General features: G+C 65.6%; 22 protein-coding genes. 9 read left to right on the top strand and 13 right to left on the bottom strand.

Annotated elements, in window-relative coordinates; genetic code table 11:
- Positions 1-82 precede the first annotated feature (82 nt).
- Positions 83-1,720, bottom strand: coding sequence for an AMP-binding protein (locus tag ACFFCA_RS05145; RefSeq protein ID WP_375482468.1), 1,638 nt, complete (start codon positions 1,718-1,720; stop codon positions 83-85).
- A gap of 20 nt (positions 1,721-1,740) precedes the next feature.
- Complete coding sequence (locus ACFFCA_RS05140) at positions 1,741-2,175, bottom strand: organic hydroperoxide resistance protein (protein WP_375482466.1); 435 nt, start codon at positions 2,173-2,175, stop codon at positions 1,741-1,743.
- Between the two features lie 194 nt (positions 2,176-2,369).
- Here ACFFCA_RS05140 and ACFFCA_RS05135 point away from each other — a divergent pair, with 194 nt between their 5' ends.
- The 3 genes from ACFFCA_RS05135 to ACFFCA_RS05125 all read left to right on the top strand — a co-directional run bounded on the left by ACFFCA_RS05135 (position 2,370) and on the right by ACFFCA_RS05125 (position 5,136).
- Complete coding sequence (locus tag ACFFCA_RS05135) at positions 2,370-2,768, top strand: hypothetical protein (protein ID WP_375482464.1); 399 nt, start codon at positions 2,370-2,372, stop codon at positions 2,766-2,768.
- A 226-nt stretch (positions 2,769-2,994) separates the two neighbouring features.
- Positions 2,995-4,395: an NAD-dependent malic enzyme gene (locus ACFFCA_RS05130; RefSeq protein WP_375482462.1), complete on the top strand. Its 1,401-nt coding sequence runs from the start codon at positions 2,995-2,997 to the stop codon at positions 4,393-4,395.
- A 63-nt stretch (positions 4,396-4,458) separates the two neighbouring features.
- Positions 4,459-5,136 (top strand): thymidylate synthase, encoded by a 678-nt coding sequence (locus ACFFCA_RS05125; RefSeq protein WP_375482460.1) that lies wholly within the window; start codon positions 4,459-4,461, stop codon positions 5,134-5,136.
- A 22-nt stretch (positions 5,137-5,158) separates the two neighbouring features.
- Here ACFFCA_RS05125 and ACFFCA_RS05120 read toward each other — a convergent pair whose 3' ends face one another.
- The 8 genes from ACFFCA_RS05120 to ACFFCA_RS05085 all read right to left on the bottom strand — a co-directional run bounded on the left by ACFFCA_RS05120 (position 5,159) and on the right by ACFFCA_RS05085 (position 14,855).
- A complete protein-coding gene (locus ACFFCA_RS05120; protein ID WP_375482458.1) occupies positions 5,159-5,668 on the bottom strand; it encodes a DUF6301 family protein in 510 nt (169 codons plus the stop codon).
- A gap of 302 nt (positions 5,669-5,970) precedes the next feature.
- Positions 5,971-6,141 (bottom strand): hypothetical protein, encoded by a 171-nt coding sequence (locus tag ACFFCA_RS05115; protein WP_375482456.1) that lies wholly within the window; start codon positions 6,139-6,141, stop codon positions 5,971-5,973.
- A gap of 283 nt (positions 6,142-6,424) precedes the next feature.
- Positions 6,425-6,907 (bottom strand): nucleotidyl transferase AbiEii/AbiGii toxin family protein, encoded by a 483-nt coding sequence (locus ACFFCA_RS05110; RefSeq protein ID WP_375482454.1) that lies wholly within the window; start codon positions 6,905-6,907, stop codon positions 6,425-6,427.
- Between the two features lie 95 nt (positions 6,908-7,002).
- On the bottom strand, positions 7,003-7,869 hold the full coding sequence (locus tag ACFFCA_RS05105) for an FRG domain-containing protein (protein WP_375482452.1): 867 nt from the start codon (positions 7,867-7,869) through the stop codon (positions 7,003-7,005).
- A 104-nt stretch (positions 7,870-7,973) separates the two neighbouring features.
- Positions 7,974-10,748 carry a class I SAM-dependent DNA methyltransferase gene (locus ACFFCA_RS05100; protein ID WP_375482450.1) on the bottom strand — a complete coding sequence of 925 codons (2,775 nt, stop codon included), beginning with the start codon at positions 10,746-10,748 and terminating at the stop codon, positions 7,974-7,976.
- Positions 10,745-14,065: a helicase-related protein gene (locus ACFFCA_RS05095; RefSeq protein ID WP_375482448.1), complete on the bottom strand. Its 3,321-nt coding sequence runs from the start codon at positions 14,063-14,065 to the stop codon at positions 10,745-10,747. Before ACFFCA_RS05095 ends, ACFFCA_RS05100 begins: the two co-directional genes overlap by 4 nt.
- Before the next feature lie 149 nt (positions 14,066-14,214).
- The gene (locus tag ACFFCA_RS05090; protein WP_375482446.1) at positions 14,215-14,616 is read right to left on the bottom strand and encodes a type II toxin-antitoxin system death-on-curing family toxin; all 402 of its coding nucleotides are present in this window, start codon (positions 14,614-14,616) and stop codon (positions 14,215-14,217) included.
- Positions 14,616-14,855 carry a hypothetical protein gene (locus ACFFCA_RS05085; protein ID WP_375482444.1) on the bottom strand — a complete coding sequence of 80 codons (240 nt, stop codon included), beginning with the start codon at positions 14,853-14,855 and terminating at the stop codon, positions 14,616-14,618. The genes ACFFCA_RS05090 and ACFFCA_RS05085 overlap by 1 nt, the downstream gene beginning before the upstream one ends.
- Positions 14,856-14,995: 140 nt before the next feature.
- Here ACFFCA_RS05085 and ACFFCA_RS05080 point away from each other — a divergent pair, with 140 nt between their 5' ends.
- The 4 genes from ACFFCA_RS05080 to ACFFCA_RS05065 all read left to right on the top strand — a co-directional run bounded on the left by ACFFCA_RS05080 (position 14,996) and on the right by ACFFCA_RS05065 (position 21,691).
- A complete protein-coding gene (locus ACFFCA_RS05080) occupies positions 14,996-15,838 on the top strand; it encodes a nuclease-related domain-containing protein (protein WP_375482442.1) in 843 nt (280 codons plus the stop codon).
- 638 nt (positions 15,839-16,476) lie between these two features.
- On the top strand, positions 16,477-20,169 hold the full coding sequence (gene mobF, locus ACFFCA_RS05075; protein ID WP_375482440.1) for a MobF family relaxase: 3,693 nt from the start codon (positions 16,477-16,479) through the stop codon (positions 20,167-20,169).
- Complete coding sequence (locus ACFFCA_RS05070) at positions 20,166-20,486, top strand: helix-turn-helix domain-containing protein (RefSeq protein WP_375482438.1); 321 nt, start codon at positions 20,166-20,168, stop codon at positions 20,484-20,486. Before mobF ends, ACFFCA_RS05070 begins: the two co-directional genes overlap by 4 nt.
- Before the next feature lie 197 nt (positions 20,487-20,683).
- Positions 20,684-21,691, top strand: coding sequence for a tyrosine-type recombinase/integrase (locus ACFFCA_RS05065; protein WP_375482436.1), 1,008 nt, complete (start codon positions 20,684-20,686; stop codon positions 21,689-21,691).
- A 347-nt stretch (positions 21,692-22,038) separates the two neighbouring features.
- Here the strand turns inward: ACFFCA_RS05065 and ACFFCA_RS05060 are convergent, their stop codons facing one another.
- Both ACFFCA_RS05060 and ACFFCA_RS05055 read right to left on the bottom strand, forming a co-directional pair.
- On the bottom strand, positions 22,039-22,236 hold the full coding sequence (locus tag ACFFCA_RS05060; protein WP_375482434.1) for a hypothetical protein: 198 nt from the start codon (positions 22,234-22,236) through the stop codon (positions 22,039-22,041).
- A gap of 199 nt (positions 22,237-22,435) precedes the next feature.
- Positions 22,436-22,654 (bottom strand): hypothetical protein, encoded by a 219-nt coding sequence (locus tag ACFFCA_RS05055; RefSeq protein WP_375482432.1) that lies wholly within the window; start codon positions 22,652-22,654, stop codon positions 22,436-22,438.
- Positions 22,655-23,127: 473 nt separating this feature from the next.
- On the opposite strand from ACFFCA_RS05055, the gene ACFFCA_RS05050 reads away from it, so the two are divergent.
- A complete protein-coding gene (locus tag ACFFCA_RS05050; RefSeq protein WP_375482430.1) occupies positions 23,128-23,388 on the top strand; it encodes a hypothetical protein in 261 nt (86 codons plus the stop codon).
- Between the two features lie 88 nt (positions 23,389-23,476).
- Complete coding sequence (locus ACFFCA_RS05045; RefSeq protein WP_375482428.1) at positions 23,477-23,941, top strand: hypothetical protein; 465 nt, start codon at positions 23,477-23,479, stop codon at positions 23,939-23,941.
- 45 nt (positions 23,942-23,986) lie between these two features.
- Here ACFFCA_RS05045 and ACFFCA_RS05040 read toward each other — a convergent pair whose 3' ends face one another.
- The gene (locus ACFFCA_RS05040; RefSeq protein ID WP_375482426.1) at positions 23,987-24,505 is read right to left on the bottom strand and encodes a hypothetical protein; all 519 of its coding nucleotides are present in this window, start codon (positions 24,503-24,505) and stop codon (positions 23,987-23,989) included.
- Between the last annotated feature and the right edge of the window lie 456 nt (positions 24,506-24,961).

The following is a 24,961-nucleotide window of genomic DNA, read 5'->3' as shown; positions in this document are numbered from 1 at the left end:
CTCATGGTGCCCGCCGCCAGCCGGCTCAGCTGCTCGACCCACTTTGCGGACGATGCGTCGCCGTGCCGACGCGAACCGGCGGTCAGTCGCGCAACTCGCGGCGCAGGATCTTGCCGCTGGCGGTCTTGGGCAGTTCGTCGACGAAGAACACTGCACGCGGGTACTTGTAGGCGGCCAGCTCGCCCTTGCAGTGGTCGATCAGCTCGGCCTCGGTGACGGACGCGTCGGGCTGCAGTGACACGAAGGCATGCACGGTCTCGCCGCGGTAGGGATCGGGCACGCCGATCACGGCGGCCTCGCGCACCGCGGGATGGGCATACAGCACGTCCTCGACCTCGCGCGGCCACACCTTGTAACCCGCGGCGATGATCATGTCCTTCTTGCGGTCGACGAGGTAGAACCAACCGTCGTCGTCGCGGAACCCAACGTCACCGGTGCGCAGGGCGCCGCCCGGGAAGGCGTGGGCCGTGGCGTCCGCGCGACCCCAGTACCCACGGGCGACCTGCGGCCCCGAGATCTCGACCTCGCCGATCTCCCCGGGAGGGAGCTCGGCACCGTCGTCGCCGACGATGCGCACGAACGTCGAGGCGATCGGCACCCCGATGGACAACGCTCCGGAGGCCGGGTCGACCGGCGCGCGCCGTGACGGCGGGACGATGTGGGTGATGGAGGAGGTCTCGGTCAGCCCGTAGGCGTTGTGGACGTACTGGCCCAACTCGCGTTCGACGGCGTCGGCCACCGACGGTGCGATGGGCGCGCCGCCGCTGTACAGCTTCGTCAGGGAGGCGAAGTCCTCGCGGGTGCGGCCGGGGGCGCCCATCAACGCGGTGAGCGCGGTGATGGCACCCACCGTGAACACCGGGCGGTGCTCACGCACGAGGTCGAGCATCACCTCGGGGTGGAAGCGGTGGCCGAGCACCAGTGGCGCGGGCAGCAGCAGGGACAGGATCCCGTGGCCGACCAGGCCGGTGATGTGGAACAGCGGCGCGACGGCCAGGATCGGCTCGTCCGGGTGCAGGTCCATCCACTCGCGGAAGCTGCGCGCGTTGAAGACGAAGTTGCCGTGCGTGAGCTCGGCACCCTTGGGGTCGCCGGTGGTGCCGGAGGTGTAGACGAGGAAGCAGACGTCGTCCGGGCCGGGCTCCGGGGTCGGCGCCGGCCGCGCGCCGGAGTGCCGCTCGAGCAACGCCGACAGCTCAGCGACGCCGTCGGCGACGGGCCGCGGGCCGGAGGGGAACAGGCGCTCGTCGTCGCGGGTCTGGAAGTCCAGCGGCGAGCACGTCACCACCGTGCGCAACGCGGTGCCGGCCGCGGCCTCGGCCGCCACCGGGTACAGCTCGTCCAGGCAGAGCATGACCGTGGCCCCGCTGTCGCGGACGACGTGACCGAGTTCGCGCGCCTTGTACATCGGGTTGGCCGCGACCGCGATGCCGCCCGCTTTCCACACGGCCAGCATGCCGATGACGAAGGCCGGATTGTTCTGCAGGAAGAGCACGGCCCGGTCACCCGGCACGAAGCCGCCGTCCTGCAATCCGGCGGCGAGCGCGTCGCTGAGGTCGTCGAGGTCGGACACCGTGATGGTGCCGTCGAAGTACCGGATGGCCGGTTGACCCGGAGCGCGGGCGACCGACGCCGCCCACATGGCGCGCAGGTTCGGGTACTCGGCCTCGATGTCGGCAGGTTGGCGCTCGTCGTAGAGCCCGAGCCACGGTCGGGTCATCGCTCCCCCTTCGCGGACCGTCACTCGGCAGGCCGGGCCCGCACGTCGACCACGATGTTCCCCCGGGTGGCGTTCGAGTACGGGCAGATCCGGTGGGCGTCGTCGGCCAGCGCCTGGCACTGTTGCTCGTCCACCCCGGGGATCTGCACGTCGAGGGTGACGGCGAGCCCGAACGCGTCCCCGACCGGGCCGATGCTCACGGACGCGGTCACCAGTGACGCGGACGTGTCGATCTTGGCCCGCCGCCCGGCCGCGCCGAGCGCACCCTGGAAGCACGCGGCGTACCCGGCGGCGAACAGTTGCTCGGGGTTGGTGGCGCCTCCCGGGCCGCCCATCTCCTTCGGCGGGCGGAGGTCGAGGTCGATGAACCCGTCGTCGGACGTGGCGTGGCCCGCCCGTCCGCCGGTGGCCGTGACGGTGGCGGTGTAGGCGATGCGGTCTAGCTCGGTGGTCATGCTCAGCCTTTCGATCGGGACAGGTGCTGGACGGCGAGGTGGGCGAGGGCGAGCGTGCGCGCGTCGGCGTACCCGGTGATGTATCCGCCGCGAACCTCGGTGGTCGCCGCTGCGGCGCCGACGGCAGTTCGAGGGCAACATCCACAGTCCGCCACCCGCACAACATTGTCAGAGGGGCGCGCCACACTCGGCCCATGTTGATTCTCACCGCGACAGCGACTGGTCAGGGCGACCAGGACAACGATTTCACCTGGACGACGGAGGGCGAGCTGGTCTGGCTCGGCCTGGTGTGCGACCGCGACCTGCGCGACCCCGACGGCGGGTGCGGGTGCGGCCGCGCCTTCTCGGGCCTCAGCTCCCACCGCGCGACGACGACGGCCATGGTGCGCGACCTGCCGCTCACCCGCGACGACGTCGTCCAGGCGCTGGTCGGTTACCTGGAGGCTGCGGGGTACGGCACCTTCACCGCCGCCAGCCTCGAGGACGAGGTGGACGAGCTGCTCGCGCCGCTGCAGCGGTTGTCGGCCGGCGACATCGTGCGGCGCCGGCTCGACGAGCTCCTGGTGCTCCCCCGCGCACCACGCCCGACCTGACGCCGAAGGCGCACGGGCTGGATCGGTCTGCGCCTGGTGACCGGCCTGACCTTCGCCGGCGCACCGCTGCTCTTCTCGATGCTCAACATGGCGGTCGACACCGACAAGCGTGCGATCCGGGGCGTAGCCGCCGGGTCGACGCCATGGGTGACGTCCGCGGTCCGGCAATCCCGGCGGTGGTCCGCCGCCCGACGGGCCCGTCCGACCCTGGAGCAGGATGCTGGACATGGCTGATCGTCGACCACTTCCGACCGGTGCCTCGTACAGCATCACCGTCCGCATCTACGCCGAGCCCAGCGCGTCGGTGGTCGGTGAGCTCGCCACCGCGGTCGGTTCGGCCGGGGGGCTGCTCACCGCCATCGACGTCAGCGACTCGCGCCCCGACCGCGTCACCGTCGACGTCACCTGCTCGGCGACGAACGCCGATCATTCGGGCGAGATCGTCTCCGCGATGCGCGCGGTGCCGGGTGTCGAGGTGCACCGGGTCAGCGACCGTACCTTCCTGCTGCACCTGGGGGGCAAGATCGCGGTGACCTCGACGGTGCCGCTCAAGACACGTGACGACCTGTCGATGGCGTACACGCCGGGTGTCGGCCGGGTGTCCATCGCCCTGGCCGCGCACCCCGAGGACGTGGCCAAGCTGACCGTCAAGGGCAACTCGGTCGCGGTCGTCACCGACGGGTCTGCGGTGCTCGGTCTCGGCAACATCGGGCCGGGCGCCGCCCTGCCGGTGATGGAGGGCAAGGCCGCCCTGTTCAAACGCTTCGCCGACATCGACGCGTGGCCGATCTGCCTGGACACCCAGGACACCGACGAGATCGTGCAGGTGGTCAAGGCCATCGCGCCCGGTTTCGGCGGCATCAACCTGGAGGACATCTCGGCCCCGAGGTGCTTCGAGATCGAGCGCCGCCTGCGCGACCTGCTCGACATCCCGGTCTTCCACGACGATCAGCACGGGACGGCGATCGTGGTCACCGCAGCCCTCACCAACGCGCTGCGGTGCGTCGGCAAGACGTTGGCCGATGCGCGCGTCGTGGTCGCCGGCGGCGGTGCAGCGGGCACGGCCATCGTCACGCTGTTGATTGCCGCCGGGGTGGGCCACGTCCTGGTGTGGGACCGCGAGGGCATCCTGTCGCCGCAGGACGCGTCCCTCAACGCCGCGAAACGCAGCCTGGCCGAGCGCACCAACCCGTCCTGCGTGGTGGGCACCCTGCGCGACGCGCTCCAGGGCGCGGACGTGTTCATCGGCGTCAGCGGACCCGGGGTGCTCGACGCCGCGTGGATCGAGGAGATGGCGGCCGACCCGGTCGTGTTCGCGCTGGCCAACCCCGACCCCGAGGTCGACATCGACGCGGCCCAGCACCGGGCTGCGGTGCTGGCCACCGGGCGCAGCGACTACCCGAACCAGATCAACAACGTGCTGGCCTTCCCCGGGGTGTTCCGCGGTCTGTTGGACGCCCGCGCCCGCCAGGTCACCGTTCCGATGCTGCTGTCCGCGGCCGAGGCGCTGGCCGGGTGCGTCTCGGACGGCGAGCTGAACGCCGCCTACATCGTGCCGTCGGTCTTCGACCCGGCCGTGCCGACCGCGGTCGCGAGCGCGGTCGGCGCCGCGGTCGGTGTGTCGTAGCGACGCCATAGGCATCAAGCCCGACCGAGCCCGGAGCACGGCCCTCGCGAAAGGATCGCACCCATGACCACGACCGAGCCCGACACCAAACCGGCCTCCCCCGCGTGGATCGCCCGGCCCACCATCGGCACGGCGTGGCTGGCGGTCGCCGGCCACATCCTCGACCACGGAACGCCGGGCAGCTGGGACGGGGTGCCGCTGACCGAGGTCCTGCGTGCCACCCTCGACGTCGACGCTCCCGCGGTCACCGACCCGATCATCGACCGCTATGCCGACCCCGAACGCCTCGCCTGGATGCACGCCAACTTCACTGACGCCAGCCGCGTCGCCGAACTCGACCACGCCGACAGCTACGCCACGCGCCTCTACGACTACGCCCGCAGCGGCAGGAACCAGATCGACTGGGTCATCGACCACATCCGGAACGACCCGGCCACCCGCAACGCGACCATCACCACGCTCCAGCCGCTGACCGACACCACCTACATCCCGTGCGTCAGCCTGCTCGACTTCTGGCTGGCCGAGGACGCGCTTCACCTCGGCGTCTACGCCCACGGCATCGACTTCGGCACGAAGGGCTACGCCAACCTCGTCGAACTCGCCGCCTTGCAGCACCACGTTGCCGACGCTCTCGGCAAGGCCGTCGGCTCGCTGGCGTTCACGGTCAAGTCGGCGCACATCTACGACACCGAACGAAGCCGGATGGGCGCGATCTGCGCCGCCGTTGCTCGTCCTGCGTAGCTGTCCGGCCGCGACGCCTCGTTCAGCCGCTGCTCCCGGACGGGTCGGGGGCGGCCAGCGTGCGGATCTCTTCGGCGTACTCGGCGCTGTACACGCCCACGGTAACTGCCGTTGCACCGACACCGACCTCCACCCGGCTGCCGCCGGGCAGGTCCCACCAGGCCTGAGGGGTGGACCCGCCGAACCGCCCGGACGGCGCGCCGAGCTCGGTTGCCACGATGGCAGCGGCGTCGGTGAAGGACTCGCGCAGCAGCCGACCGCCCCAGGTCGAGGCGTCCGGAACATCGTCGGTGATGTCGAACGACACGGTGGCGAGCCCGAGCTTGTCGCTGGTTAACTCGGCCGGCGTCCGGTGCGACGTCCGGCCGGTCTGCGCCTGCAGCGACCGGCCACCCGTTCCGGGGACGATCGTCCAGCCCAGCGAAGCGACGAGGTCTGGCACGTCGTCGACGGCTACTGGCCACCTCACTCCGGCGAAGATGCGCAGCGCTTTGGCCAGGGCGTTCGCGTCTATCCCTCGCGCGCCAGCCACCGCTTGACCTTATCCGCAGTCCAAGCCAGGTCGGTCGGCCGGCGAAGTGACTGTCACCGTCGCGTCCTATGACTCTGTGGCCACGGCTCCACCACGAGGTGGGCGCCGTGACCCCCACACTGCCAGCCCCCCGTTTGATTGTTCTCGAACGTTCACAAAAGTGCGGAAACCCTGCTGCGTATGGGATCTGACTACGTCGCGAACTTCATCGAACTCTCAGGAACAACGGCGAATTTCCCAAATGGCTACCAAGATGGCTACCCGATGATCTTGGCTCGGCAGCATTTCGAACGAATCTGCGCTTAGTCATTGCGACCTGCCTCGCAGCTCCATGCTGCGGCCACCACCTTGTCGTCCGTGAGATCCTTGCAGACCTCGGCGACCCGCTGCAGGTGAGTGCCCGTCAGCAACACTGCAGCAGAGTTGACGGGCGTCATTTCGCGCAGCCCGCTGTTGTTTGATTGGTCAGCCACAGCTCGATCCCTCGCCTTCCCGCATCATGCTGCAGCTTGGTAGAACGCCGGCTGCAGCGCAACGCTCGTATCCAGGCGAAGTCATGATCAAGTGCTTTCGCGGGTCTCCGTCACCCAGGCGTGCTCGGCGACGTACCAGCAAGACGTCGTGATCGGTGCGTTAGCACTCAGCACGGGATCAACGAAGGCTGCGACGGCATGCAGCACCTCCCCGAACTGCTGTGGAAGGTCGGCGGCCTGCGACTGCCGCCGGCGCCAGATCAACCATTTTGCTTGAGCCGCTTCAGGCATTTGAGCCAAACCCGGCAAGAGAGAGAGGTCGGAAGGTAACTTCCCGACAGGTCGCCACGGCCTCGAACGCGGCGCGCACGTCGTCGGCGGCGAGGTCGTGAGTACGAGTAATCGTCAGGATGTCCGCGAAGTCTCGCCAGCGAGTGTTCGCCTCGCCGCGCTGCAGGGCGGTCACCGTCTTCTCGGCAACGACCATCGGCAGCGGGTAACCGAGAAGCCGCACTGGCAGCTGCCCGATCTCGATCAGCCGTGGGAGCTCGATCTGGGTTGATGCCGGGAAGATCGGATCGCCGAAATTGACATCGATACCGATCGTGATGCGCGCGCTGCCGAGTTTGGCGACGAGCCGAACCCGCACACCGGGGTATCCGTCATCCTCGCGGATGACGTAGGCACGGATCTCACTTAGGTCGAAGACGAGCCCGTCGTCGTCGACGCTAAGAGCAGTCAACTCGGAAATGCGCGATGCATGCATCGACCGCTTGGACCTACTGGTACGAGACACAGATGGCGACGGCCGCCAGCTGCTGCGCGGTTATGTCATCCCTGAGCGTGCGCTGTTCACGTCGATCACGCGATCTCGATTCCATGCGCGACGTTGCCTGCCAAACCAAAAAGATCCGGATAGAGGGTTGACTGGTTGTAACCGAAACGTTTCTCGAGCAAAAACCGCAGCTCGGGCTTAGCGCTCGCAGCGACGCGCAATGTGTACGTCGGAGTCGCGTCTACCCGTGCGCGACGCGTAAGAGAATTCATTCTGACAGGTATCGACGTTGCCTCGCGGACCTCAGCCGAACTCCACAGGCCCATTGTTGATGCGTGCCCCGGCCTCTTGCGGTACAGGCGAGAGTTATCTCCAGCTTGAATCATCGGTACGCCGCCCAACAGGAACGCCGAGTTCTGCGCCGAGATACGCTCATTATATCCCGGAGGGCGCCAGACGCGGGGTAAAAAGCGCCGCCACTCGCCCTCGTCGATAGATTTCCACGGGAGATCCCGACTGGACCATATTGCGTCTAGGTCAACCTGCCGATGGCTCACGTCGAATGCGAACAGTCGACCATCAACATCCGGTCTTGGAACTCCATTTTCATCGTACTTACGCTCGACCGAAAACCAAAGCGCGACGAATGGGTTGTACGTTACGTCAAGTAAACGCGTAGGGCCGCCGTAATGCTGGATATGCGCCAGAATCTCCAGAGCTGATAGGTTGTCAAAACGCCAGTCCTGCCTTGCGCGTCGAATGACTTCGTTCTCGAAATTCACAACTTGTACTTCATCAGGAGGTTGGCCTAGATTGTTTCTAAGACGGCGATACGCGGAGCTATGTAACGAGTAGGTCGCATCGACAACACCTCTCCATGCCATCGTTCTCGCATTGGTAGCTCTATCGATAATTTTATTGATGGCTCTGCTGGCCGTGTCCCAGTCGTCCACTGCTTCTTCCCATGGCCCGAAAAAGGCGTCTCCTGCAGATAGCATGACTGTGCAACCCTACTTTAATGAACGTCTTGTCCGTTGAATCGGGGCACTCTTCAATCTCAGTGCGGCTCTGACATCCGGGTATATTGCTCGAAAAGAGCAGCCTGACGCTCTTGCTCGCTTGGTTTATCTTGGCGAAGTCCGAACACTCGATCGACCGCTTTGTCCAGCGTCTCGTGCGCGACACGCAGCCCCTCTCGCATCATTCCAGGTTCATATTGTTCTGCGAGCGAGCGCGGATCTTCGCGGCGAGCCTCCTCGATGCCAGCCGTAGCCTCTATGATCTTGCGTTTTTGTTGTCGATCTAAGCGCGGTAGTGGAAAGTTGTTCCATACGATTGTGTTGGTGAATCTCAGACGAGATTCGAGACGGCCGCCAATAGTTCGTTGCCACGTGATGAACATTGATGAAGAAATCACCCCGAACTGCAGGCCATCATCATCTGCCAGGCTGTACGCAAGGTTGCTTGCGACAACCTCAGGGCCGAACCTTTTAGCGGTAAAGTAATCGCGTTGCTCGCTGACGACGCTGGGAACGCACAAGAATGCCGTCGACGGTTGACTGTTGAAGTCGAACAGGTGCGGTCGGTCTGCCCATTCGCGCGTCGCTTTTCTTTTACTGCTCGCGCGATGCTGGCGACATTGGAGCAGACGTTCACGCAAGACAGGGCTTTGAGACAAGTGCGCCATCGGAGCATCGACAAGCCACAGACACCACCGCTCCTGCCCATGTAGCAGCTCTCGCGAGCCAACGAAACGCCTCAGATATTGCGCAGCTATCTGGTCCTCCGAGATCATGGCGTACTCCTCGGGCGTGACTATAAGAGCGCCACCGTCGTTGGGTCGGCTACCGAAACTAGCGGACCTGAGATCAGGTGCCATCGGCTGTCGTCGCTGTTCTACGAGCACGTCGGGCCCGTCGCAAAGGTACGCATTGATATGTCTGGCCGAGAGCTCGTTCGGTCGGGAGTCTGGGCGCTCGTAGTCAAACAGCTGGCAACCGCTTTCAGCGGCCCGCTCAAACCCAATGATTACGCAATGAACCGTTGCTGCTCCAGCCGCTTCGGACTCCCAGGCAAAGGTCCGATGAGCAAATCGGATTTTCCAGCCTCTTGAGTACACTGCTTCGAAAAGGGTAGCGACGGGCTCTCCCTGGACGATCGAGTTTGTCGATACTAGAGCCCAACGCCCCTCAATCCCTGCAAAATATTGCATTGCCTTCACGTACCAGCCGGTGACGTAATCCAACCTGCCAATATCGTCACGTTTCCAGAGCCTCCGGAGTTCTTGCGACTGCTCGGCTGTCCTGGTGTTGTGCCCAAGGAAAGGAGGGTTGCCGGCGATCACGACTGTTTGGCTAGCCTGGCATACTTGCTGCCAGTCCGTCTGAAGTGCATTTCCGACTACGACTGTGGCAGCCCTCTGAATGGGTAGGCGCTCCGGCGCAACCCCGAAGCGTTCTTTCATTTTCAGATCGCATTGGCGGTCAATGAGGAACATCGCCGTCTCCGCGATGCGCGCCGGCCACTCATCAATCTCGATGCCGTAGAAGTGGTCGAGGGTGACCTTAAGCGTGTGCGTCCAGTCGGCCGTCAGCGCCACGGCTTGCATGCCATCGGTCAGCGTCGCCAGCGCATCCATGATCCGGAGTTCAAGATCACGCAGCTCTCTATAGGCGACGATGATGAAATTGCCGCAGCCGCACGCGGGGTCCATGTAGCGGATGTCGCCGATCCGCTTCCACAGGTCGTTGAGCTTTTGTCGTCGGCCCTTCTGCAGCGTGAGGATGTGGTCGAACTCGGCGCGGAGCTCATCGAGGAAGAGCGGGTTCAGGGTCTTCAGGATGTTCGCTTCGGACGTGTAGTGCTCGCCCAGTTCGCGCCGCGTCTGCGCATCGCGAACTGACTGAAACATTGAGCCAAAGATGGCGGGGCTGATCGTTGACCAGTCCACGGCTGACGCGGCAAGGACAGCATCGCGGAAGTCGCTGTCGAGTGTTGGGAGGGTGATTCGCTCCTGAAAGATTCCGCCGTTGACGTACGGAAAGGCACCCAACCCCGCAGCCAGCCCGCCCCGCTTGGCATCGGGGGTGTCTAGGACCTCGAACAACTCGTTGACCCGCTGCGCGATGTCAGACCCATCTCGCGCCGTGTGATCCTTGACAAAGTCTTGAAACAGATCGGGAACGGGCTCTCCGCTCGGCGCCTTCCACATCTCGGTGTCGTCGCCGAAGAGCAGAAACAGCACCCGCGCGAGCGTCACCGAGATCTCGTGATCGCGCTTTTTGCGATTGGAACCTGCGAGGTAGCCCTTCTCCACCGCGGCGTACATCTGAGCCATGAGCTTCGATGCGCGCTTGGTCTCGTTCTTGGTCTCGACGTCGAAAGCAGCCCGGACCCGCGACAGGAGATCATTGACGTCGACAAGGCTGTCGTTCGGGAGTCTGATCGCGTCGAGTTTCGCCAAGAATCGTGGGTCGGGGTTGCCGACGTGGTGCACATGCCGGGCGGGTCTGGATGTGACGCCGCCACCCTTCGAGATGCGCGAGGGCCAGCGCCACACCTGTTTCTCGCCGTCGTGAAAGATCACGAGACGGTTCGTCGAACTCTTCGCGATCGCTTGGTCGAGTTGCGCTTCGACTGCCGAACCGGGCAGCGCTGGAACTTCCCACACGCGGACGCCTTTGTACGAGGACACGTTCGTGGCGGTGATTGTGTGCCCGTTTTCGAGCTCCGTCAGGATGGGCGGCTGGTCGGGACTGTGCCAGAAGAGGTCGAAGCGGAATAGGTCGCTAAACCGCTCGTCGTCCGCCTTGGCAAGCAATGAGTCGGTCATCGCGCCGTGACTCCGATGGAGCAGAGGATCTTGATTTCTTCCTTGTCCGTAGACCCAATGACAAGGCGCTGGTCATCGTGGATCTGTTTCACGAGATCTGCAAGGTCTTGGTCGGAGTACTTGCTCCGGCGGGCATGGCGCAGACGGATGTTGGCGTATTCGGTGAGTGGCCTGTCCATCATGGCGCTCACGGCGTCGCTCGCGTCGGCACCGTAGATCGTGCCGCCAAGCCGTTCCACGGCCCACTTACGCACGCCGCGAAGTGCGCCCGCCGCGACCATCTCGGTGCCGAGCTTTCCTTTGACCAGGGAGGCCTCCCGATCGAAGTGATCCAGCCGCAGCGGGGCGGTCGGTGTCGTCTGCTGAGCGCGGAACAGGCGAAGTGCTTCGAGTGGTGTCAGCAAGCGTTCGACTGGGTCGCCGCCATCCGGGTTGTCGAACGACGCGGCGAACGCGTCGATGCCGGTTGAGGTGCTGGCGTAGGTAGCCACGCCGGTCCTGACCTCGTTGTCATAAGGCTCCCGGGTGCTGTGGATCATGTCCTGCATCGCGATGATCTTCGCTGCGAGGCCAGGCTTCTCGTCCCTGATCTGCGACCATACGAGCCAGGCCTCGCTCACGGCATCGGCCTCGCCTTCGTCTTGGACGAGCTCCTCCTCCGCGGGCAGCGTGCCTTTGTAGAGGTCGTCCAGAAGGTTGATTTCCTTATCGTCACCAAAGAACTGCTCGTCGGAACCGAAGGCGGCAGCGTTGTCGCCGAGCCTTTGCCTGATGCGCTGGCGCAGCCGGATCGCCTGCTCAACCTTCTCGTGCGTGATCAGGTAGATGAAGACGCGGTCGGACTTCTGGCCGACCCGGTCGACACGGCCGGCGCGCTGGATGATTCGGATGATCGCCCATGGCAGGTCGTAATTGACGATGATGTGAGAGTCCTGCAGGTTCTGGCCTTCGGACAGGACATCGGTAGCGACGAGTACGTCGATCGGGTCCGTGACGGTGGTGGTTTGCGCGTCTTGCCCCGGCATCCGATTGCTCTCGGGGGAGAAACGGCGGGCGATAGCAGCTGGGTCGTCAGAGTCGCCAAAGGCCAACCCAACGTGCTGGATGCCGGCATCTCGTAGCGCTCGCGCGACGTACCCGGCAGTGTCTGCGTACTCGGTAAATACGAGCACCTTTTCGCCGGGGTGGTCGTCCCGAAGCATGTCAATGAGCGCGTTGACCTTCGAGTCCTTCGCCGGATCCCAGGCTCCGAAACGGTCAAGGAGGTCAGTGATGATCCGATTGTCGCGGACTAGGTCCTTCTTGAGAGTGGACTTGAACACCTTGGTCCCGAGCCACTTCGTCGAAGCGGGCAGCCGGCGCTGCAATTCGCGGTATCGAGACTCCGGACTACCGCCCATCTCCTCGTCATCTTCGAGATCCTCGTCGGTGACCGCGAACTGGCTGTCGCTGAAACTGCCGAGCGGCAGGTCAAGCCCATTGTCGATCGCGTGAACGAACAGCTCGTTCCTGGCACGCTGGCGTTGGAGGCTCAGAATGAAGGAGTACCCGGAGGACGAGAGGCGTTTGAACAGCCCGATGCGGACGAAGCCGCTGACGTTGCCGCGGCCAGACCGGATGTCGGAAAGGATCTTGGCGTCCTTCTCAGTGTGCGAAGTCTTTGGGTCGTCGTAGGCCGCGAGTCGGTAGCGCGGAAGGCGGAGGTCTCGAATGGCATCGAGAGTGTCGTCGTCCTCCATCAGCTTCGCCGGGTCGTCGTCTGAAAATTCATGGCTCAGCGGAGTGGGAACGCGCGTCGGAAAGTGAAACCGCTGGCCGTCGGCGAACTGCAAGTACTCGCGTGATTCGGCCGTGCCGTCGGGAAGTGTCACCACCTCCGTCTTGGCGGTCCGCTTGATGAAGGAGCGGGTCCGCCGCACGAGATGGTCACTCATCAGGCGCTTCCAATCATCGGCCTCTTCCGATCGACGGAACGCGGCGAGGGTGGTGATCTTACCGTCGACCTTATCGACGAGCGTCGGATCGATAGCGACAGCCGCCGTCGGCTGGATACCGAGATCCTCGTCGTCGTCGATGTAGAGGCCGATCTGGTTGGCGACGTCGGCGAACGCAAGGTTGTACGGAGTCGCGGTCAGCAGCAAAACCTTCGAGCCGTTGCGACGGACGTAGTCCTGGATCGCCTCGTACGCCTTGGTGGAGTTGTTGCGAAGGTTGTGCGACTCGTCGCAGATGACGAGGTGGAACCGCTTCAGCTCGGGAAGCTTCTTGTCAGCCATTGAGTATGGGATGACGCGGGCGCCCAGCAGGCCGAAACTCTCCAGGTGCTCCTCCCACATACGCTCCAGATTCTTGGGGCAGAGGACGAGAGTTGTGTAATCCTCGGCCGCTTCGAGCATCAGCGCTGTAGCGACCGCCGTAAGGGTCTTGCCAAGGCCGACGACGTCGCCGAGCATCGTGCCGCCGCGGCGCACGATGCGGCGTGCCAGCGTGCGCACGGCAGTCTCTTGGTAGTCGAGAAGCAGGCTCTCGATCGACCGTGGCAGGACGTAGCCGAGCCCCTCCCGAGCGTCTTCGGACAGCGCATGGCACACCTTGAGATAGACCTCGTAGGGCGTCGGCTGTTCGTCTGACGCCCAAGATTGCTCGATCAGCTCGATGATCTCAGACGTAATCTTGAGCGAGAACGGGTCGTCCCACCGATCGGTGAACCAGTTCGCGAGCTTGCCCGAGGCGTCTTTGTCGGTGACGTCGATGTTCAGCTCGAGGTTCTTGTAGAAGCCCGCGTTGGTGAGGTTTGAGGAACCGACGTAGGCACGACGTTCAGCGAACACGTTGCCGGGGGCGTGAAAGATGTACGTCTTGCCATGAAGCGGTGCGGTCGTGAAGACCTTCATCTCGACCGCACCGGACTCCAGTTGCGCCCTGAGCTGCTGAAGCGTCCTCTGTTCAGCCTGCGACGGCAAGCCGCGCATGAGCTGAGTCCGTAGATGCTTGACGAGCCGCTCCTTCGCGGTGAGGGCCTTCCCCATGTCGTTAAGGTCCGAGCCATAGGGCGGAGGTTGAACCGCATCCTGAAGCGCGGCGAGCATGAGGGCCGAGTCTGCTGGCATCACCATCCCAACGAGCACCCGCACAACGGCGGAGTCGCTCGCCTGCTTGCCAACGATCTTGCCGTCGACGACGTTTGCGAAGCTCGCCCAGCCGCGAAGGTCGAAGTAGCCGGTGGCGACGTCGCAAGTGTCAAAGTTGGCGAGGGCCGTCTGTAGCGCTGCTCCGATGGACGATTCGGTCTTTAGGTTGTCAAAGATGTCTGGCACATATCCTCCGCCGGGTAGCTCGCCCCGGTGACCTTACCGAGGGCGACCGACAGAATTCGGTCAAACGGCGACAATGCAAGAGGTGTGATCGCCTGGTCTTGGGTGTTGGTCGACTGAGGTGACACGTGTGAGGCGTGGCTCGGTGATGATCATGGTGCCGAGTCGCCGGGGAGATCGGGAGCCTCGGCATCGGTGGAGTGGTCTTGGAGCCAGTCGGCGATGGCGGATAGGTCAGCATGGCCGACAACTAGGTCGAGCATGAACCGCTCCCCCTCGTCCGCCGCCGACTCGAGCCGTTGGCCGTTGACCAGCAAGAACACCTTCGTGGACAGCCAGGCAAGCCGCTTGTTGCCGTCCACCAGCGCTTGGTTGTTGTCGATCGACTGACACAGCGCAGCGGCCTTGAGCCACATGGTGGGGTATGCGTCCTCCCCGAAGACTGATGTCTCCGGCCGGGCGATGGCTGACGCGAGCAGCCCCGGGTCGCGCACGACGAACCCGACCCGGTCGACCTGGCGCAAGATGTCCTCAAAGCTCAGGTAGCGAGTCACTACTGGGCGAGGCGATCGAGCAGCTCCGCGTCTTCAGCTGCGGACTGGTCGAATAGCCCGTCCAAGGCGGCGGCACGGCGGTCGCCGTCGATCCGCGTTTTGATCGCCAGCACCACGACCTCGTGCATCGACCGGTGCTCGCGGGTGGCCTGCTCCCGCAACGCCTCGGTGTCCTCGGGGCTCAGCTTCACAACGAAGGCCATATCGAAACGATATCTCCGGTTGCGAGTTCTGGCCATCGCTTTCTCCTTAGTTTGCTCTTGCGGCGACTCCCAAACTGCGTCAGCATGTGAGCTCAAAGTGAAGCTAGGCCGCGGGGGCCGACCTAGGAGCGCGCCCCGTGTCCGTTGACCTCCCTGCCCCGTCCACGCTGAAGTTCATGGCTCTGCGCCGCCCCGGTATGTGCAGTTGCGGCCAGACCCTCGCCGCCGGCGAGCGTGCGGCGTGGGACAAGAGCAGGCGCGTCGTCTTGTGTCTGTCATGCGCAGCTGGCGCGCTGCCGCTCTCTGCGACCGAGCAACCCGAGGTCGCAGTCCTTGAGCCAGCGCCGATTGATCTGGGCGTGGCCGGCGGGTCGGCCCGGGCCGAGTTCGAACGCCGTCACCAGAAGCGTGAAGATCGAGTTCGCGAGGCGCACCCGAAGATCGGCGGACTGCTGCTCGCGCTCTTCGACGATCCGCAATCGACCCAGGCCTGGCGCAAGGGCGGCGTCGGCGAGCAGAAGGTCGGCGAGCGGTTCGCCAAGCTGGGCGACTCCGTCATCGCTCTGCATGATCGCTGCGTCCCACGCAGTCGGGCCAACATCGATCACATCGTCATCGGGCCATCCGGCGTCTTCGTTGTCGACACCAAGCGCTACGCGGGCGCCAAGGTTGCCCTGCGCCGATCAGGCGGGTTCCTCAGTCCCTACCGCGAGCAGCTGATGGTCCGTGGCCGCGACCAGACCAAGATGGTCGAGGCAATGGAGTGGCAGCTGTCCGCCGTCCGGACCGCGTTGTCCGGTTCGCCATTCGCCGACGTGCCGATCAGTGCCGTGCTGTGCTTCGTCGACGGTGAGCTCCCGTTCTCCGGGAAGATCGACATCGGGGACGTCCGGGTCCGCGGCCCGAAGGGATGCGGGCGGCTCGTCGCCGAAGACGGACCGTTGGACGCTGCCGAACGCGAACAGATCGCGCAGCATCTGGCCGAGCGCCTACCGGCCAAGAAGATGCCGACCACGTGACAGCGCCGACCGTCGACGTGTGAGGCGGCACGAGGACGTGTGAGGTCTGCCCTTACCGGCCCGTGGCGGCGGCCCGGCCGAGAAACCCTCCGAACCCCGCCGACTACCCGAAAAGACTGAGCCAGGACGACCTGTGAGGTCTTGCCGGGACGTGTGAGGTCTCGCCGACCTCACACTGATCGCTACACGTCTGCGGACGCTGCTCAGCATGTACTTCGCCAGCACGCTGAATGGCCGGCGCATTCGCCGCTCGGCAACCGTCCACAGGTCCTGTCACCTGTGCTCATCGACCGTGTCACCCCCTCCGGTTGGTCGTGTCACCCCTGCCTGGACACGTGTCACCTGCCCCGCTGCAGAGCCCGTCAAGTCCAGCTTCAAGATCGTCGTCTCGGACGCCCGAGAGACAGGTGACGCCCGGGATTACTGGGGTGACGTGACCTGGGCGGGCTTCTCAGCGTTCCTTGGGGTGACGAATAGTTGTACACGTCTGCGGATCGTCGTCCCCATGCCGAACGAGATTCCAAAACTTTTGCGCGACCGGAGGTCCGGTCCGGGTCGAAGAAAGCGCCCTACCCGGGAGAGAGCACATCTCACTCCCGGAGGCAGGCCATGACGACCACTCGATCGGACGCGGCGCGATGATGACGTTGCACAAGCTGAGCGCCGGCAACGGCTACACCTACCTGACGCGCCAGGTGGCGGCGAACGACGCCGCCGACACCGGCTACGCCAACCTCGGCGAGTACTACAGCGAGCGCGGCGAGTCGCCCGGGGTCTGGCTGGGTCGCGGGCTCGACAGTCTCGAGGCCGGACCACGCGTCGGTGACCGCGTGCACGAGGCGCAGATGGTGGCGCTGTTCGGCCAAGGACGGCACCCGAACGCCGACGTGATCGAGCAGGCGGCGCTCGTCGCAGGCGCCCCGTCTCCGTCGACGGCGCTCGGCCGGCCGTTCGCGGTCCGTTCCGCGAGCAGCGAGTTCCGCCACGAGCTGGCCCGCCGCCTCGTCGAGTACAACCGCGACCACGGTCAGCGCCCCGGCGCAGCGATCGAAGACGACGTACGAGCCGAGCTGCGGACCGAGCTGGGTCGCGAGTGGTTCGCCCGTGATCACGGCCGCGAGCCGGCCGATGCGCGGGAGCTCACCGACTACGTCATCGGTGCCTCGCGACCCGGTGCGCAGTCGGTCGCCGGCTACGACCTGACGTTCTCGCCGGTCAAGAGTGTGTCGACCTTGTGGGCGCTTGCCGATCCCGCGCTGGCGCGCGAGGTGGCGGCCGCACACGACGCGGCCGTCCGCGACGTCGTCGACTGGCTCGAGCGCGAGGCGGTCTACACCCGGGTGGGCGCGAACGGCGTGCAGCAGGTCGACGCGCGGGGTCTGCTCGCCGTCGCGTTCACGCACCGCGACTCCCGCGCAGGCGACCCCGACCTGCACACGCACGTGGCGATCTCCAACAAGGTCCAGACGACCGGCGGACGGTGGCTCGCGCTCGACGGCCGGCCGCTGCACAGAGCAGCCGTATCGGCGTCCGAGCGGTACAACACCCGGCTCGAAGCAGGACTCACGGCGCGGCTCGGTCTGCGGTTCGCCGACCGACCGGACGAGAGCGGCAAGCGTCCGGTGCGCGAGATCGTGGGCGTCGACCCGGCGCTCGCGCAGTTCTGGTCGAAGCGCCGCGCCGACATCACTGCTCGGCAGCAGGTGCTCGCGGCGGAGTTCAGTCGCACCCACGGTCGTGCTCCGGACTTCGCAGAGCAGACCGGGTTGTTCGGACGCGCGAACACCGACACCCGGCAAGGCAAGCACGCTCCGCGCTCTGAGGCCGAACAGCGCAACGCGTGGCGCGCCGAGGCGTCGACTGTGCTCGGCGGCGATGAGTCGCTGGTGGCCATGCTCGCTGCCGCCGGCCCCCAGGTGGCGCCGGCGACAGACGAGGCCGCGACGGCCGTCGACGACCGATGGGTCGAGTGGACCGCTGCGGACGTCGTCCGGACGGTCGCCGACAGCGCGAGCACCTGGCGGGCCGGGGTGGTCCGGGCTGAGGTCGAGCGTCGGGTCCGGTACGCGAACGTCCCGCTCGCCCACCTGGACGTTGTGGTCGAGGCGACCCTGGTTCGAGCCTTGTCGTCCGAGCTGTCTGTACGTCTCGGCGACCCGGATGAGCTTATCGAGCCGGGCACGCTGCGCCGACGCGACGGGTCGAGCGTGTTCGCCGTCGCCGGGGCGCAGCTCTTCACCTCGACGGCCGTGCTCGACGCGGAGGAACGCATCCTTCGCGCCGCCTCCCTGCTCGACGGCCGGTCGCTGGACGGGACGACGGTCGACGTGGCGCTGCTCGAAGCAGCCGCGAACGGCACGCCGCTCAATGATGGGCAGGCCGCGCTCGTGCGTGACCTGGCCACCTCGGGCCGGCGGGTCCAGCTCGCCATCGCACCGGCCGGGTCGGGAAAGACGACCGCGCTCGGTGTGCTCGCTGCTGCGTGGACGGACGACGGCGGCAACGTGGTCGGGCTCGCGCCGACGGGCAGCGCCGCGGACAAGCTGCGCCGCGCGATCACTAGGCCGACGGACACGATCGACAAGCTCCTCTACTCGCTCGACCACGACGCTCGTCCCGGGTGGGTCGACACGATCGATGAGACGACGTTGCTGATCGTCGACGAGGCCGGCGCTGCCGGCACACCCGGGCTGGATCGCGTGATTGCCTTCGCACTCGAACGAGGGGCAAGCGTCCGGCTCGTCGGTGACACCAAGCAGTTGGCGCACGTCGCGTCCGGCGGGGTGATGCGGGACATTGCCGAGACGACCGGTGTGGCCAGCCTCGAGACGCTGGTGCGCTTCGCCGATCCGCTCGAAGGACGTGCGTCTTTGGCGCTTCGCGTTGGCGACCCCGTCGCGCTCGGCTACTACCTTGACCGCAACCGCGTCCATGCCGGCGACCACGGGTCGACGGTCGAGCAGGCCTACGCAGCGTGGCGGGTCGATCGAGAGACCGGACGCGATTCGATTCTGCTCGCGCGTACCAACCGGGTCGTCCGCGAGCTGAACGTCCGCGCCCAGGCCGACCGACTCGTCGAGCAGGGGGCGTCGGCCCAACAGGTGCGGCTGCACGACGGCACTGCCGCGAGCGCCGGCGACACTATCGTCACCCGGCACAACGACCGGCGGCTGCCGATCTCTGCCTCTGACTGGGTGAAGAACGGCGACCGGTGGCAGGTCGATGCCGTACGAGAAGACGGCGGCCTGCGGGTAACGCACGCCGACACCCACCACTCGATCACCCTGCCGGCGCGCTACGTGCACCGCTACGTAGAGCTCGGCTACGCGACGACGATCCACCTCGCGCAGGGCAGCACCGCCGACACCTGCCACACCGTGCTCACCGGCGACGAGGATCGCGAGTCGCTGTACGTAGCGATGTCGCGCGGTCGGCTGGGCAACCACGTCTACCTCGATGTCAGCTCGGCGACCGATGGTCATGCGGCGATCACCCCCGAGGCCCTTCACCCGTCGACGAGCATCGAGCTGCTCGAGCGGGTCCTGGCTCGGGAGAGCGCCAAGCGCTCGGCGATGACGCAACGCCGCCTCGACGAGGACCCCTCGGCCCGGCTGCGGACGGCCTGTGAGCGGTACCTATCGACCGTCGAGTCGGCGCCCGCGCACTTAGGGGTCGGCGCCGCGCCGCTGCCCTGGCTGCCGAAGCTGCCGATGACCGGAGATCCCATCTGGGACGAGTACTTGTCGCTCCGGTTCACGCAGGTTCTCGAGCGTGCCGACGCTGTCACCGCCTCGCTGCCAGACACGCGGTGGGCGGCGGCGCTGCGGCAAAATGAACCAACGCTTGCCGAGCAGGTCACTGTCTGGCGGGCGGCGCACAACGTCGATGTCTTGGACTTCCGTCCGTGCGGAGCACTCGACCACGATGACGCGGTCCATCAGCGTCAGCTCGAGGCGCACGTCAAGGCTGCCGTCGGCCACCTGCTCGGCGAGACGGATCGTTGGCGGCCGCTGATCGATCGAATCGCGCCTGGTCTCGCGGACGATCCGCACTGGCCGGTCTTGGCCCGGGCGTTCACGCGCGCCGAGGCGGCCGGCTTAGACGTCGAGACCCGGCTACCCGAGTTGATCGCCGAGCGGCCACTACCGGCCACGTACGCCGGGCGATCGCTGGACTACCGGCTCGCCAACGCCTGCCCCGAGGCGTTCGAGCTGACGCATCGGACGCCGCAAGAGCCGGCGGCCGTGACGCCCACGCACCCGGCTCCCCCACCGAACTATGCACGCGCACTAGGCAACCCACCCATCTCACGAGGAGGACCGCACCGATGAACCACGACGGCGACTACACCGACGAGCAGATGCTGCTCACGATCGTCCAGGCAGCACGGCTGCTCGGCATCGGACGCACCACTGTCTACCAGCTGATTAAGGACGGCGAGCTGCACCCCGTGCACGTCGCGCGTGCTTGCCGCCTCTCGTGGGCCGAGCTCGAGCGCTACGTCGCCCGCCTCGACGCCGCCAACCAGCCCGACCTGCCGCCGGCCACCTCGAAGGCGGCAAGGCGGTGGCGCCGCGTGACCGATGCCAGCGGGCGCGCTCTGTTCGCTGTCGACATCTCAAAACCCGGCGGTGATTCCGCGGCCTGATGGCATTGCTCATGTCAGAGGTAGGGCGGAGCATCGATAGGCAGCGAAGGGAGAACACCATGGCCGGACGAGGCGCCAACGGACGTTCCACGATCGTCAAGAACGCCGACGGTCGATGGCACGGCTTCGTGTCGATGGGTTCCAAGGGCGACGGCCGCCGCGACCGCCGCCACGTGTCCGCAGCGACGCGAGCCGCCGTGGTCGCCAAGGTCAAGGAGCTCGAGATCAAACGCGACGCCGGCGTCGCAGCCGCATCTGGACGGTCGATGCTCGTGGAGGACTGGCTGACCTACTGGGCCGACAACATCGCCGCGATCCGCGTGCGGGAGCGAACGCTCGACACCTATCGCGCTCTCATCCGGATGCACGTGGTGCCCTATATCGGCAAGCGGCGGCTTGACCAGCTACAACCGGAGGACCTCGAGCAGACGTACAAGGCGCTGCTCGCCAAGGGCCTCTCCCCCGCCTCAGTGTTGCGGGTGCACCGCATGCTGCACCGGGCCCTGAAGATCGCGATGCAACGCGAACGGGTCGCCCGCAACGTGGCCACGCTGGTCGAACCACCGCGACAGGAACGGGCCAAGACCCCCGAGCCGCTGGACGTCGCAGAGTGCAAGCGTGTGCTCGCAGCCGCAGAGGGACAGCGCAACGCCGCTCGTTGGACGGTCGCGCTGGCGCTCGGGCTCCGGCAATCCGAGGCGTTGGGGCTGCAGTGGAAGGACATCGACCTCGACGGTGCACGGCTGTCGGTGCGTCGAGGTCTCCACCGCGTCCCCGGTCAGGGACTCGTCTTCACCGAGCCCAAGACCGACCGCAGTCGCCGCACCATCGCCGTGCCGGCCCCGTTGATCGAGGCGTTGCGTAGGCATCGTGTGGCGCAGGCAGCGGAACGACTCGTCACCGGTACGGATTGGGAAGATTGGGACATCGTCTTCGCCCAGCCGAACGGTCGGCCGCTCGACAAGCACTCCGACTACGAGGCCTGGGTCAAGCTCCTCCAGCGCGCTGGTGTGCGGCACATCCGCCTGCACGACGGCCGCCACACCGCGGCGACACTGCTGCTGACAGCCGGCGTCCACCCAAGGGTGGTGATGGAGCTGCTCGGCCACAGCCAGATGCGCACGACCACCGACATCTACAGCCACGTCATGCCGGCGCTCGCCCAGGAAGCCGCCGACCGGATGGCCACGACACTTTGGACTTGAGCGCGATACCCGCCGACAGGGCGTGCTCTGGTCACGCATGCGGGTCGAACTGCAGGACACGAAGCGGTGGAAGACCCCCGATCGAATTACGAACGCGATCTCGGCCACCTCGAGATCTGGCGCAATCGCAACCGCGAACACAGCCGGCTCGGCATGCCGCCTCCGATAGAGTTCGAACGCTTCGTCAGATCACTGTGGCATGAGAATCCAAGATTTTGACTCCACGAAACTCGGGAGAGGCCACAGCATCCGGACACGCCGGGGCGGCTTGTAATGCTTCGTGGGTCGTCCGGAGTCGAACCGGCCTGGCGCCCGTGTGTCGCGCGCGACCCGCCTCGTGATGGCGGCTAGTTCGAGTGGAACTTGCTCGCCCGGTACTGACCGCCGTTGTTCTGGACATGCCAGGCGTCCACGTGCGGCTGACCGCTCGTCTGGCCGGCGTGCAGGTGCGGGTGGTTGATCATCTGCTCGCCCTGCAGCGTGATGTAGTCGCCGGGTGCCACCCCGACCTGCTGCGCGGTGCGAATTGCGTCTTGACGGTTCATTCTGTTCACCTCCTCTCGCAGCGCCCGGCTGAAGCTGCCGGGAGGACCTGTCGGTCCTCGTGGGCGGCCCGGACTCGAACCGGGTCGCGAGCTGTGTGCTGTTCTTCGCGAGACCGCTGACCGCCCTTGGTGGAGCTCGGAGTGGCTGGTCGGGGGACTTGCCTTTGGCAGGAGTCCCCCGACCGCCGTGAGCGAGGGATCAGCCGAATCGGCCGTCCCAGGGGTTTCCGCCGACGTCGACGGCGCCGCCGCCCCAGGCGCCGCGGATCGCGGCCCAGCCGAGCGGGTTCTCCGCCATCGGCGGGCGGTTGAACCCGGTGTTGGCGTTGTAGTGGCCGTGGCCGAAGCCGTCCGGTGCGCCGACTCCGTTGTAGTAGTGGTGGCCCGGGTGCTGCGGGTCCTGCATCGAGTTGACCATGTTGCTTCCTTTCGTCCTGGTGCGGCGCGTTTCGCCTCATCCGCGGGCGGTCCGGACTCGAACCGGGAGCGTGTGCGCTCGCCTTGCCGCCCTTCTCGCTGAGCAAACGTTTCAGCGGGACCAAATCACTGGTCGCTGCCAGTCCGGCACCTGACCGGTTCCGCCGGGGAAGAGCGGGTTCCAGGGGTGAACCGGAGGCGGCGGGAAGCAGCCCGGTTGAGGCTGACCCCACGGCCGGCCAGCCGGCGGCGCCGGCGGGAAGATCGCAGGCGAGTGCGGGTCCCACGGGCGCCGGGTGTTCAGTCCGCCGGTCAAATCGAAGATCGTCATCGTCATCACCTCCTCGTTGACGTAAACGTAGACAGTATTTGTAGACGTGTCAAGACTACCGTGGCTGACTTTTGTCATTGCAGACGCGCCTCGCATGCTGTAGACAGAAAAGGTTGATGTAAGTGGGGTCGTCGAGGAGGCGCGTGGTCGTGGCAGCAGATGTGTCGGAGACGGTTTCGTTCCGGGCTTCGCCTGCCGAAAAGAAGTTGCTCGAAGAAGTGGCCGAGCATCAGCTCGAGAAGGTGGCCCCGTTCGTTCGCCGGGCCGCCCTTCAGGTCGCACGCGAGTACGTAGACGAGAACGGTGGTGTTGAGACCGTCGTGAAGGACAACCTCGAGCGGCGACAGGCCAGGGCGGAGCAGGAGACGAAGGACGTCGCCCAGCTACTCAAGGCGTTCTTGTAGTCATTGCAGGTAAGCGGGTGCCGGCGCCATGATCTTCGGAGCCGGGACCCGAGGTTCGGCGAAGGAGCGGGGAACGATGAACGGACGCGTGAGCATCAAGCGCTTCGTGACGACAGTGGTCAGCGCTTCTAACTACTTGCGCGCCCGTCGCGTCGCTGCCCACCGGGACCTCGACCGCGCCGACCTCACCGCCCGTGAATTCGTGCGCGGTGCTATGCAGTGGCAGCTCGCAGTACTGGAGCAGACCGAATCTCTTGCTGTGCCGGCACGCTCCTTCCCAACAGGTGCTGAAATCGGCGGTCGACGCGATGACAAGCAGCAAATTGGTCTAGAGAGGAATGGCCGCTGGGATCGGCAGCTCGATATCTCTACGTTTGATTGGAACGACCCAGAATTTATTGAATGCGTCATCGGCAGGCAGTCGTTTGCAACCAAAGCCATAGAGCTGCCGAATAGCGCAATCGAAGTCACTGACCCGGGATGGGCTGACGACGAGTGGGACGTTGATGCACGCGAGTTGGGATTGCGACCCCTGGGGCTCCTGCCAGCATAAGCAAAGCGACCGCAAACTTGTCGTTCATACTCCAGCCAGAAGCTGCTAGAACAAGATCGCGATCTCTCCATCGCCATCCGCGAGGCGGGCCACCGCCCGGCCGCAATGCTTGAGACCATTGACGAACTGACGCATCTGGTCGACGAAGGCGCGCTCAGTCGCCCCGACGCTTGGATAGTTCCCCCGAGCGGCAAGGGCCGCCGGCTCTAATTGGCCCATCGCCCGGACGAGTTCGACACAAAGACCAACAACGATGTCTGTCGTCGTTTCGGCCTTCGTCGCAGCAATCAGGTATAGAAGTTGAATCTTCCGCAGGGATATCCCTGCAACTTCCGACTTTTGGGAAAGGCTGCTTTCGGTGACAGAATCTATCGTATCTAAGGCCAAAGTCAGTGTATTCCCTGTGCCATAGACTTCTTTAAGTAGAGGAAATATCTCGTTTAGCGGTTGCGCCATGCTGGTTAATGCGATCGGCTTGCCGAATCGACTCAGAACACCGCCGTAGATGTCTGCCCAATCATTGGCGAGATCCTCGTCGGGGGCGTCACGGTCGGGAATCTTCAAAGGGCTTCCTGTCTCATAGCCGGAGTCGAATGCCGAGGAGCCTAGTCACGTCGCGTTACCGGCGACACGCTGGTCTGGCAATCTACCGGGACAGGCGCTCGCTTGTGTCGGGGGTGGATGGCGATTACGAGCACGCGTCCCTTGCGTAGCTGGCCAAGCGCCCTTGCGACCTAATCGCTCTGCAGACGGTTCTCACGGCCCAGCCTACGTACGCGATTGAGACCGACGCCTGGCCGGGCGAGCAGGTGTGCCCCGAACGCGGGGCGAGGTGGCCCAGCCGTCGGTTGCCAAGAACGGCCGCCGTCGGCTCACGAGCGGTAAGGCGGGGTGTGCAGCAGCGCTATCTTTCGCAGACGGCGCTGTCGGCCCACTGGCCGAGGTCAGCGGGCTGGCTGAGGTCTTGGTGGATTCGCGTACTGAAGCTCAAAACCATTCGTGGGCCAACTTTCATTCGCC

This window comes from uncultured Jatrophihabitans sp. (assembly GCF_964252635.1).
Taxonomy (GTDB): domain Bacteria; phylum Actinomycetota; class Actinomycetes; order Mycobacteriales; family Jatrophihabitantaceae; genus Jatrophihabitans.
The sequence above is the reverse complement of the archived record's forward strand: the minus strand, read 5'-3'. Positions and strand labels throughout refer to the sequence as shown.